This window comes from Mariniphaga sediminis, assembly GCF_003573545.1.
Lineage (GTDB): Bacteria > Bacteroidota > Bacteroidia > Bacteroidales > Prolixibacteraceae > Mariniphaga > Mariniphaga sediminis.
On record NZ_QWET01000033.1, the window covers coordinates 19,299 to 30,531 of the forward strand.

At 43.9% G+C, this 11,233-nt stretch carries 7 protein-coding genes; all 7 read right to left on the reverse strand.

The genetic code is table 11. The annotated features are described in order from the left end of the window. Positions 1-11: 11 nt before the first annotated feature. On the reverse strand, positions 12-1,961 hold the full coding sequence (locus D1164_RS22750) for a heparinase II/III domain-containing protein (RefSeq protein WP_119352216.1): 1,950 nt from the start codon (positions 1,959-1,961) through the stop codon (positions 12-14). An 11-nt stretch (positions 1,962-1,972) separates the two neighbouring features. Beyond that, positions 1,973-2,929 carry a metallophosphoesterase family protein gene (locus D1164_RS22755; RefSeq protein ID WP_119352217.1) on the reverse strand — a complete coding sequence of 319 codons (957 nt, stop codon included), beginning with the start codon at positions 2,927-2,929 and terminating at the stop codon, positions 1,973-1,975. A gap of 32 nt (positions 2,930-2,961) precedes the next feature. Next, on the reverse strand, positions 2,962-5,010 hold the full coding sequence (locus tag D1164_RS22760; RefSeq protein ID WP_172594599.1) for a DUF4838 domain-containing protein: 2,049 nt from the start codon (positions 5,008-5,010) through the stop codon (positions 2,962-2,964). 17 nt (positions 5,011-5,027) lie between these two features. Next, positions 5,028-7,307 carry a GH92 family glycosyl hydrolase gene (locus D1164_RS22765; RefSeq protein WP_172594600.1) on the reverse strand — a complete coding sequence of 760 codons (2,280 nt, stop codon included), beginning with the start codon at positions 7,305-7,307 and terminating at the stop codon, positions 5,028-5,030. A 22-nt stretch (positions 7,308-7,329) separates the two neighbouring features. Then, complete coding sequence (locus D1164_RS22770) at positions 7,330-8,238, reverse strand: alkaline phosphatase family protein (RefSeq protein WP_172594601.1); 909 nt, start codon at positions 8,236-8,238, stop codon at positions 7,330-7,332. Positions 8,239-8,320: 82 nt separating this feature from the next. Further along, entirely contained in the window at positions 8,321-9,817 is a 1,497-nt protein-coding gene (locus D1164_RS22775; protein ID WP_119352221.1) for a glycoside hydrolase family protein, read from the reverse strand. A 20-nt stretch (positions 9,818-9,837) separates the two neighbouring features. Then, a partial coding sequence (locus tag D1164_RS23875) for a glycoside hydrolase family protein (protein ID WP_119352222.1) occupies positions 9,838-11,233 on the reverse strand: 1,396 nt, incomplete at its 5' end.

Genomic DNA, 11,233 nt, shown 5'->3' on the forward strand with positions numbered 1-11,233 from the left:
GATTTAATTCATCATTCCGAAATTTTAATGGTCGTTTTTCCACTTAACTTTTTACTTTTCAATTTAAAAACAAGGCGCGAAAGCCCATCGGGCCAGTATTGTTTCAACTTTTCATCGGTCACTTCAATAAACTCCAGTTTAGGCTCCAGAAGTGTTTCATCGTAATGAAGAGAAAGCTGTGTATTTCCTTTTTCCAGTTGGATTATCCCCGGCTTTTTTATACTGGCCTGAAAGCAAGTCATAAAATTGAGTGAGGTAGCCTCGTCTTTTACCGCGAGTAATTTATATTGATCGGTAATTTTGAAAGCATGGCCTTTTTCCAGTGTATATGTTCTAATCCATGAACCGACCGCTGCTTCTTTGGGATATGCAGATGAAATATCTGTAGAAAAAACAGCCCGGTTTTTATGATTCTGAAAGGTTGTGTTGTACACCTTAAAGTCTTTTCCGGGCGACTGATCCACTCCGTTAATCCGGGGAAGGTTATGGTATTGGGATTGCATGGCCCATATTTTATATCTCCCGGAGCCAAATGTTTTTGCGGTATATTTTTCCCTGCCAACATCGATTAAAACCGGTTGGCCGTTGTAATACATAACAAAAGAACCGGCATCGTTATGATTATGGCTTTCAGCGTTAAAACCACCTTTCGCCGCAAAATAAAAACCGCTGTATGTTCCCTCGTTATCTCTGGCGCCGGCCTGTTCTGTATCGGGAAGCCAAAAGTGACCAATCAACGGCTCCGACGCTTCAGATGACAATAACTCATCCCTTTTCATCAGGCTGTAAATCTGCATTCCCGGGTCCCCGCCAAAAGGCCCCGTTCCCCAGCTGCTTTCCCGGGCCAGAAAAGCACCAAATTTTTGCATGGTAGTATCTCCGATAGCCTTTCCGTACAAGTAAATTACCAAAGGACTGCTTGATGTTTTGGCATCAGCATCGCCAAAATTTACAAAATACGGATAATGGATATACACTTTGTAAATGTAGCTCCCCATGTTTTTAATCAACGTGTTATCGAAAATATCCAGAAGTCCCCCGCTCATTCTTTTTAATAAACTCAGGCTCTTAAAAAGGTCGGCACTTGCAGCGCCCCAGTACTGCGGCCCCTCATTGCAGGCGCCGTCATCCGGATAGCTGTTTATAAAAACATCCAACGAGCGAATAATTTTTTGTACCCCCTTCATTTTTCTGCCGGCATCATCTTCTATCAGCATGATACAGTTCAGCATATTATAATTTATCCAGGGATTCCAGTTATTTATATGCGACTGATCCTCAATGCCCATCCACCAAAAATCGGCACGTTCAAGGTAGGGGTCAATAACCTTTTCCGTTAGTTCATCTTTTAACCGTTTTGATATTAACGGATGCACTTTGTCAAACTCTTCGTGGAAAAAATACCAGGCCCACGAAAGAATATTGGCCATGTCTCCCACATTCAAATCAATGGTATGATCTTCCACATCGGGTAATCCAATGGGGGCTTTTTGCAGATACATATGGGCAGACCAGCCCCACCAGCCCTGTTCGCAGTAAAACCACACCCCGTTTATGATTTGGTCAAGAAAGCGCCCCTCCCCTTCCATTAATTCGCCCATTATTAGCGAAACCAAAGCACTTTTGGGGGCGCCAAATATTTCCTGACGACGGTCTCCGGAGCGTATAAACTCCAAATAGTCAGTTGCTTTAACAGAGGGCCAGTTGTAATCGAAATATTGTTCGGCTCTTTTAATGTAACTGTCTTTCAGATTTTCAGGAATTTCAGACCAAAAAGAGCGATCGGTATATGAAGGCAGTTGTACCCAGGAGTCATCCAGCGCAATTTTCCCGGCCAGATCTACTTCCTGACTTTTTTGGTAAAGAATATTACGTGGAGTATAAGTGCCTGCCAGTACAGTTACATTCAACAAGATGGTTGTAAAAAGGGAAAAAGCCTTCACGTAGTATTTTAAAACCATGATTTTATGCGTTAGTCAATTAAAATCTCCAACTCACTATCGATTCTGCCCGGAGACGAAACCAGTATTTTATTTTCCGTCAGACGGATCAGCCGCCAATTCTCGTCACCACTACCAAAAGCTTCGGTTTGCACCTGGGTAATTCTATTGTTTTCTGCCGAATAAAAATCGCGGACAGCGCTTTTATGATTATGCCCGGCCAATACCATTTTAGATGACGGATATTTTGCTAAAAGGGAATAGAGTTCGCAGGAAGGATCGGCCGGGCTGTTTGCCGGCACAATGGGCACATGCATCAAAACAATCTCAATGTCATCATCCGATTTTTGCAGCTGCGCCTTCAACCAGTGCATCTGCGGCTTGTCAATATACGGAAGTTCAACGTTCTCTCCGGGTTGAAATTTATTATATGCATCGTCCAGGAAAATCAGCCGGTACGTTTTTGTTCCAACTTCGTAAACCCGGCTGTAATAAGTACCATGAGTAAAACATCCTCCATTTTTAATCCAGTCAGCCCTTGCCCGTCCGGCAACATTTTGGGAAGTTACCTTTTCCCCGTTTGCCCAACTGTATGCAGCAATATCATGGTTTCCCAGCGTCGTAAAGACCGGCACAAGACTTTCATCCATCACGCGGGAAAACTGTTCGATCTGAAAACCCATCATTTTTTCGTCCTTTGTTTCCATTTCGAAAAAATCAATCAAATCACCGGTAATTGTAATAAAATCACAGTTCGTTGTTTCGGATGCAGAGAGAAGAAATTGCTTTAACGGCTCAACTCCCTCTCCGTAATGTTCTCTTGGCTCAGCAAGTTCAGAACGGTAAAAATCGAGGTTAAAAATGAGATGGGTATCCGAAATATGTAAAAACGACAGGGTATCCGGCTGGGCAAGCAAATTACCTGAAAAAAGGATTCCCCATAAAATACCCCAGATTTTAGGCCGAAAAGAAAATTTTAGTGTTTTCATTTTTCAAAAGTTTATATTATCGAACTTGTCTGCTATTTATCTGATGTAAGATTAAACCGATCGCCCCAACCCATATAGTCGTTGCCGGCAGAATAGGAAAAATTGGCAATATGCAAATGTTCCGTCCTGCGCCGAAACCCGACCAAATCCAGTAAGGCTTCTTGCCATTCCTTTTCGCTTGTTCCTTCATCGCTAAACAATGTAGCCAGCTTTGCTTCTTTTCGGGCATGCTCCAGCCCCATTCTTATAAAATCTACGCGCCGGGCATATTCCAGGTTCTCTTCCCCGGCTAAACTATTTGCTGCATCTTCGAGAAATTTTTCTGCATACACGAAACTTTCCGGCGGAAACATTTTATGCGCATAATGATTGTAATCTTCCAGCGAACCACCAAAACCATAGAGGTCTCGGTTGGAAACAGTATGAGCTTCCCAAAAATCAAAATATGCCTTAATATGCCGGGAAGCCGGTCCGAATGCGGCATAGTATTCATCGAGAAGTTCATCAACAGGCGCGCCCGGACGATTATGCAACCGGCTTAAGAGGTAAAGTGTAGTTCCGTTAACAGCCCACTGACCGGTCAGTGCATCGAAATCGGTACCAATGGAACCGTTGCGATAAATAAATTGAAATTCGTCGGCCATTTGCCGGGCAAAAACATGAGGCATTGACCCTCCGTTATACATGTAATTGGGACGATAGTAAAGCGTGGCCCCGGTGTTCCGCCAACTCTGCCACTGATCGAGTAACCACTGTTGTTCCTGCGGATAGCGCGGAAACCACCATCCATCCCAGGGGACAAAACTCAGCACAATATTTTTATGCAGCTTAACATCTTCAGGTGCAACAAAATAGTTGAAATAGATAAAAGCCGTTACAACGGCATCCGGATCCACCTCCGCAGCCAACTGATGCACATGCTTCCAGTAGAGAGCATATCGTCGTCCGGCATTCATGGGAGTATAGGGCACTTTCACATATTCAGGAAGCTTATCAAAGTCTTCCGCTGCTGGCTGGGGGGCATCCAGGGCGCGGCAATCATCACAAGTGCAAAGGGCCGGTGTATCGTTCTCGCCAATCCGGATGATATGCTTCTGATCAGGATTTTTTTTCCGTTGCTTTTTCCAGCGGTTAATAATTTCCTGATGGAATTCCTGATTGGATACACACATTGAAGTCAATGTTTTGCCACGGTAGGAAACCGAACCACGAAAATCCGGCCAGCCTTCTTCAGGAATCGTGTTGTAAATCGGGTAAAAAGGGCTGAAACGTTCACGCCATTCGTTGGCAAGATCGCCTTCAGGTAACTTCTGAAACCATTCGGGATGTTTCTTCCCGTATTCATACCACCAGCTATTAAACGAATGCCCGGTGTAGGGACGTGGATCGTCTGAACGTCCTATGCGGTGCCGACGCAAAAAAACCTTTTCTTCCCTGGCATAATCGTCATAAGCTTTTCGGGATGAGAAGCCGTTTACAATTCCTTTGCCGTCATTCCACCGGGATAGCCGGATACGTATATTGCGTCGTACCATGGTTGGTTTAATCTTTTCATCCCACTCACCAATACCGATGCTCTCCTGTCGGGAAACATGCGTGCCCAATTCACCCGGCCAAAGCCATTTTACCCCTAACGTCCGCTCCAGCACTTCGTACACTCCCCACAAAGTACCGGTGTGATGGTTTTGAAAATCGAGTGGATCGCCTTTGCCATCGTTCCCAACAATAAAAAGATTGTTTTCAATAGTGCGGATTATACATTGCTCAGATTCCATCTTTTTATGATCTATTCCTGCCTCTCGTGCAGCATCTGACTGGCCGATATAAATACGATGCATTGCAGTAGAAATATTTTCAGACTCCTTTTGAACAGGAATTGTTACCCCGGTAGCCCGTTTCACATGATACACCATCTCTTCCGCCGCATACTCTGCCATGCTGTAGGGATTATCCGAAAGAACAATCACTGCCTGGGCAACACCGTTGTCAACCCAAACTGTTTTGGGAGATTCCTTTGCTTTCAATCCTCCCCAAATGCTGATAAAAAAAATAACTGCAGGTAAATAGACAATTGGTTTCATCCCTTTATGCTTTTGAATTATTTGGCAGGAACACTCTGTCCCTTTCCCCATTCTTTATTGGGGACAGACCCCATTTTATAAATAAGTTCGCCGCCTTTTACAATTTCATCGTGCTTAATCCACGAACGCTGAAATGGCTGTCCATTCAGCGAAGCCGACTGGATATAGATATTTTCATCGCTCAGGTTTCGGGTTTTTATGGTAAACTTTTCCCCCGAGTAAACGGAATTATTGAGATCAATAGATACTTCGTCAAATATGGGTGCGGTGAGCTGATACACCGGATCGCCCGGACAGACCTGGTAAAGCCCCATAGCCGCCAGATTGTACCAAGAGGCCATACATCCGTAGTCACAATCCATTTCTTCAAGGTAACCGTCGGGAGTCGTTTTGTACACGCGATCAAAAATGGGTTCCGGGAAAAAATTGTGTGTCCCGTATTTTTGTACAATTGGTTCGGTTAATATTTTTCGCACCCATTTTTGTGTCAGCCACGGGGAATCTGCACAATTGAACAGGAATGGGGCATGAAGGTCAATTTGATTCCCGGCGGTGTACAGATCGTTATCAAAAAAGTATTCCAAATCTTTAACAAAGGGTTCTTTCCCTCCAAACGTTTCAATCAATGCGGGCATATCATGAAGAATATTCCAGCGCCAATGCCACTTACTGCCTTCGTAGGTGTATTTTTCACGGTTTACCGTCGGGTCTTCCGGAAAATCTAGCCAGGTACCGTCAGCCGCACGGGCCCTAAAAAAACGGATAGAGGGATCCCAGGTATTTCTCCAGTATTCGGCCCGTTGCATAAAATAGTTGTAATCGTCTTTTTTGTCCAACTCTTTTGCCAGTTGCGCCACACACCAGCTGTCCCAGGAATATTCTCCTGTTTGGTCGGGGCGCGCCGGAATAAACCCGATGGAATCGTACCTTTCCGGCATCTGAATCATTGCTTCATGCTTTATATTCGGATATACCGATTCGAGGCTAATATCAAACAGGCCTTTGAAGTAGGCATCGGTCATCACCATCAGCATGTGCTCGTGCCTGCAGGTATTGTGCGGGTTGTAACCACCTTCTCCTCTTACCGTGAAACAAAAACCGTGTGGAGGATGGTCGTTGTCCGGGAAGGGATCCCAGTTGCCGGCCTGATGGTAAATGTCGCGCAACGATTTTACAATGTCGCTGTAAACATTCGGTATCCACAGGCTGTACAGCGGGTATTTGGTGCGGAACGAATCCCAAAATGCATAATTTCCGTAATGTTTGTATCCTTCGGCTTTATGAATTTTCTGGTCGAGGCCCGGATAATGCCCGTCCACATCGCTCAACACCACCGGTAAATAGCAGGTATGGTAAAGGGCGGTATAAAAAATGGTTTTATCGGCTTCATTTTTTCCTTTAATCTGAATTTTTGAAAGGATATCATTCCAGGTATCGGCTGCCTTTTCCCGCGTGGCATCAAAATCCCACTCCGGGCATTCGGTTTCCAGATTATTTTTGGCGGCGTCAATCCCGGTAAGTGAAATCCCCACTTTTACCAGCAGTACATTATTTTTGAGGTCTCCAAATTCGCAGACAAGTCCCCCACCCGCCTGGTTACCGGTAGTATTTCCCGCTTCAATGGCAGAACCATTCCAGACAGAAGTAGCGGTGGCCGGAGAATTAAATTCAATTACAAAATATTTATTTCCGACAGCCCCTTCCACCCGGGAGGGAGCCACAAGGGAAGAAGAAACAGAACTGCCTCTTTTTCCACTGTTCAGAAATATTTTTGCAGTGGTTCCTTCCTTAAAAGTGTAGCGATGAACCCCCACATGTTCGGTAGCTGTCAATTCCGCCAAAATATCATCCTGTGTCAGATGCGCCTTATAATAGCCCGCCGCCGCGGTTTCTGTACTTTTATCAATGTCCAGTACCGGGTTGGTAAAAAAAGTGTCGACCCGGGAATGAGAATAGGGAACCAACGAAATCAGTCCGGCCCGATCGTGTATCCTGCCACCTCCTGAACTTCCCTTGTGCAGGTGACTAAATCCCCGCACCTGACTGTCAGAATAATTATATCCTCCATGAGCGAAGTCGCCATCTCCTGTTAAACTGCTGGGATATGTATCCGGACATAATTCGACCAACCCGAAAGGGACCAGTGCGGCCGGCAACCACTGTCCATGATCGTCCTGGGTACAAATAAACGGATCAACATAATCCACCGGACGTTTTTCCTGTTGCACCGAACACGAACCGAACAATAAAATGGCCATTACCTGTATTCCTTTGATATATTTTTTCATTGATTTCATTGATTTCATTTTCAAATAGGTTTCAATTTTGAAAAGCATTCACCAGCGGAGCACCCGTTATCCAGTCGTTTAACTCAAATCCAAACAGCCATGCCACAGTTGGCGCCAGGTCGTATATAAAAACAGGATGTTCGATTTTATATCCTTTTTTCACCCCTTTCCCCGAAATAATAAAAGGCACAATCATTTCATCGGGGTGTGATCCTCCATGTCCTGTTTCAATGCCTCCGTGGTCAGAAACGACAAAAACAACCGTTTCCTCCATCATTCCTGCCTCTTTCAACTTTCCTGTAAACACTCCCACCAGACTGTCTGCCCGTTCAATTGCTTTCGAATATTCCGCTGAACGATAGCCGCCGTGGTGACCGGCATGATCCACATGATCCAAATGCACAAAGGTAAAATCCGGCTGTTTCTCACTCAGGAAGTCGCAGGCCATTTCAGTAGCAATGCTTTCAGAATTGCCCGGCTCACTTACATTACACACTCCTTTTTCAATAAAATTACCCAACTTGCTCCAATGATAAAAAGCACCTACTTCCGCTTCGGGGAGGCACCTGCGAATTTCACCAAAAATGGTTGGGAACATATCGTGTTCGCCTTTGAATACCGGCTCCAGCTTTTTACCTTCTACAGTCCATCCGTTGTCTCCCACACCATGTTTTTCAACGGTAGCACCAGTTATCATCGAACTCCATGCCGGCCCGCTTTTACTTGGTAAAATGGTTCTGGCATCTGTTGACCAGGCCCCGTTTTCCATCAATTCATCCAAATGGGGCGTGTTGGCCATTTCCAGCCCGTGCGAACCCATTCCATCAATTCCGATAACCAACACATGGGAAGCCTTTCTGAAACTTCTTTCGGTATTGTTCTGACAGGAGATTAACAATCCCACTCCTGCAATCATGCTTAAAATTAAATATTTTTTCATTCTTTTCAGTTGTGTCATTACAAGCAATTCAAAACATTTTTTACCCCATTTTATTACCATTCAGCACACAGCATAAAACAGTTCAATCTTTCAGCCCGGTCAGATCCGATTCAAAAATTACTTTTCCGTCTCCTTCAATTATTTTCGCAGAAAAATTTTCACCCAGTTCAATATTCGAAGAAGTTTTCAGTTCGATTTCCTTTCCTTTTCCCGAATTTTTCAGAAGAATCATCTCATTATCCTGATCGAAAACACAGCCGTGAATATTGATCAGTGTTTTCCCAAACTCAGAGATTGTATTCGCACGCAAATAGTCTGGATATACCTCGTTGCCATAAAAATTAAAGATGCGATTTTTCAGCCTCGAATTGGTAATGGTAATCATATTTAAAGGCGTAGTCACCTGTACTACAGGCAGGTCTTTATCAAAAAGCACTTTTATATTATCGAGCACAATGTTTTCCTGGACGGGTATTTCAGCGCCAGGATAATAGGAACGGTTGAACCGGCCCATATCAAACTGGATGGAAAACGGAATCCGGGGCTTCTCAAGTTGAATATCCCGAAATGTAACATTCCGCACTCCGGCGGTATACGAGATTATTTCCTGGGACATTACCCATGTAATTCCATCTAATACTTTTGTTCCGCTTTCAAAATCAGGTCGTGTTACGGACTCATAAAGTGTTTCATCAGCCGGCATTTTAACCCGGTATATTCTACCGTTGGATACTACTGCATCCGACTGTTGGACTTTCATGCCTTCTTCCCAGTCAACCCAGGCACCTGCCAGCATACGACAAAAGTATCCCACTGTTTTTTCCTGGTTCAAATCATAACAGTTTTCGATTAAGCCATCTTCAATCCAACCCATTTCAGGGTTCGACGTGGAATAATCCTGGCCGTTGAGTGCAATAGCATCGTCAAATGTTTGAAATACGCCATCCCTGATGGTAAACCGCTTACCGGGCCCAAAATGGATTCCATCTTTTTGGCCTTTTATTATCACATCTTCAATGATTACATCTTCGAAGCGACAAATCTGGATACAAAACTGGCACCCCGTCAGGTCGTAACAACGAAAGCCCTTAATTTTTAAATCCTTCACATACGAAAAACCCAGCACACCCCGCAAGCCTAAAACCAAATCAGAACAATTGTCGACATTGTTCATGATAATATGCAACCCTTCGATGGTAATACGTTCGTCATATTTTTTTGTAAGCGCTCCTTTATTGATGAACACCTGTGAAAACCGTCCCTCTTCGTCCACCTTTTTCAACGAAACCCCTTTGCCAAAAACCAGCTCGGTATCGCTGCCAATGTAAAGTGTTTTTGCTATTTTGTATGTGCCGGGCTGCGAAACAACAATCGTTCCCCCCTGATCAAGGGCTTTTTGCATGGCGGCCGTATTCTGCATGCCGGTAGCACCCGGCGAGAACCCAAATGAAGCAGCATCCGCAAAACCGGTTGTTTCCCCTGATTGAGCTGTTTCAATTGTTTTTACGTTTGCTTTTGCAACAACCGGTGTTGTCCCAGCCAGGATACCCCACAGCAGTAATAGTTTTATCCCTTTCATAAGCGATTTTTTGTACTTATTTATTTATTTAATCCTGTTAAGTCAGACTGAACAGTAATATTTCCCCCTCCCTTTATAACTTTTGCAGAAAAACCTTCTCCCAACTCCACATTTGATGAAGTCTTTAGCTGCACCTCTTTCCCTTTGGCAGTATTATGCAGCAAAACCATTTCACCTTTATGTTCAAAAATGCAACCATGAATATTGATGTTGGTTTTGTAATACTCCGGGAGTGTATGGGTTTTCAGATATTCCGGAAGCACCTCATTTCCATAAATTTTCAGACCAACATTTTTCAATCTCGAATTGGTAATGGTTATCATATTTACCGGCGATGAGATTTGAATTAAAGGAATATTCGCATCGTAGAGAACTTTTACGTTGTCAAGAATAATATTCTCCTGTACTGGTATTTCTGCGCCCGAATAATACGAACGATTGTGCTTTCCCATATTAAATTCGATGGAAAATGGAATTCGTGGTTTTTCCAACTGAATGTTTCTGAAAACCACATTCCGTACCCCGGCAGTATATGAAATTATTTCCTGGGACATTACCCATGTAATTCCATCTAATACTTTTGTCCCGCTTTCAAAATCAGGCCGGGTAAGCGATGTGTAAAGGGTTTCATCCGCCGGCATTTTAACCCGGTATATTCTTCCATTGGACACCACTGCATCTGACTGCTGCACCTCCATTCCTTCTTTCCAGTCAATCCAGCCACCGGCCAACATGCGGCAAAAATATCCCACTGTTTTTTCCTGGTTCAGATCGTAACAGTTTTCTATCACCCCATCTTCAATCCAACCCATCTCGGGATTCGATGTGGAATAATCCTGGCCGTTGAGTGCAATGGCATCGTCAAAAGTTTGAAATACGCCATCCCTGATGGTAAATCGTTTGCCGGGACCAAAATGAATTCCATCTTTTTGTCCCTTTATAATCACATCTTCAATGATTACATCTTCGAACCGGCTAATCTGCAAACAATACTGACAACCCGTAAGATCATAACAACGTAACCCTTTAACCCGTAAATCTTTTACGTATGAAAAACCCAGAACGCCACGCAATCCTAAAATAAGGTCAGAACAATTATCTACACCATTTACGATAACATGCAATCCCTCTATCGTTATATTTTCATCATACGTTTTTGTTAGGGCTCCTTTATTAATAAATATTTGCGCAAAGGGTCCCTTTTCATCTACCTTTTTAAGTGACACACCTTCGCCAAAAATGATACTCGTATTACTTCCAATATAAAGCGTAGAGGCAATTTTATAAACCCCCGGCTGAGAAACGACTATCGTTCCCCCTTTATCGATTGCTTTTTGCAAAGCATTTACATTTTCTATTCCACTTGCGCCAGCAGAGAAGCCAAATGCATTAGCATCGGTAAAGCCGGCTGTTGAC

Coding starts and splice junctions, on each gene's coding strand:
- D1164_RS22765 (WP_172594600.1), bottom strand. CDS start 7,307: ATGAAATCAATGAAAAAATATATCAAAGGAATACAGGTAATGGCCATT.
- D1164_RS22775 (WP_119352221.1), bottom strand. CDS start 9,817: ATGAAAGGGATAAAACTATTACTGCTGTGGGGTATCCTGGCTGGGACA.
- D1164_RS22770 (WP_172594601.1), bottom strand. CDS start 8,238: ATGAAAAAATATTTAATTTTAAGCATGATTGCAGGAGTGGGATTGTTA.
- D1164_RS22760 (WP_172594599.1), bottom strand. CDS start 5,010: ATGAAACCAATTGTCTATTTACCTGCAGTTATTTTTTTTATCAGCATT.
- D1164_RS22755 (WP_119352217.1), bottom strand. CDS start 2,929: ATGAAAACACTAAAATTTTCTTTTCGGCCTAAAATCTGGGGTATTTTA.
- D1164_RS22750 (WP_119352216.1), bottom strand. CDS start 1,961: ATGGTTTTAAAATACTACGTGAAGGCTTTTTCCCTTTTTACAACCATC.